The organism is Acidiplasma cupricumulans (assembly GCF_001402935.1).
GTDB classification, from domain to species: domain Archaea; phylum Thermoplasmatota; class Thermoplasmata; order Thermoplasmatales; family Thermoplasmataceae; genus Acidiplasma; species Acidiplasma aeolicum.
In genome coordinates, this window is record NZ_LKBH01000286.1 from 1 (window position 1) to 743 (window position 743).

Annotated in this window: 1 protein-coding gene; it reads left to right on the forward strand. The window is 30.3% G+C overall.

Annotated features, from left to right (window positions below):
* Positions 1-33: 33 nt before the first annotated feature.
* Positions 34-743 (forward strand): hypothetical protein (locus tag AOG55_RS07815; RefSeq protein WP_201779098.1); only part of this gene is annotated, 710 nt, incomplete at its 3' end.

Below are 743 nucleotides of genomic sequence, written 5' to 3' on the forward strand. Positions count from 1 at the left end.
AGGGTAAAAATATTAAAAATTGGAGAGCAATGTGTGCCAGGCCCCGAGGTATACAGAATGTCCCACTGGAATGAATGGGAAAAGCTAGATTTTCATATTGTAATAGCATATAATGATAGAACAAATTTCCTTATTAATACTGGAATGCCATTAAACCTTGATTTGCGTAATAATGAAATGATGAAATTTGCAGGTAAAAGGTCCTTATTTAAATCATATGATTCCATAAAAATACTTGAAGATTCGGGATTCAGCAAAAATGACATTAAAAATATATCATTTACCCCAATTCAGGACTATACAACAGGCAGATTAAACCAGTTTAATAATGCAAAATTTTTTATTTCCAGAAGGGGCTGGATCGATGATATAATTACACATAATTTACACAATGAAAAAAGGTACTTATTTATCCAGGATGAAATGCTTAATTATATACTATTCAGTGCATATAACAGGGTAGTATTCTTCGATTCTGACAATATTACGGAATTAATACCAGGAATCAATGCATTATGGGTTGGATGCCATCATAGGTCTTCACAGGCGTTTATAATAAATACAGCGAGTGGTAATGTTATATTTACAGATGCATCATTTAAAAATAATAACATAAATGATAATTTGCCCATTGGCATATCAGAAAACATATTTGAATGCTATAAATCATATAATATATTAAAAAAGCACGGAAGGGTTTTATCTGCCTATGATCCTAATATAAGCAATATTGATATAAATTA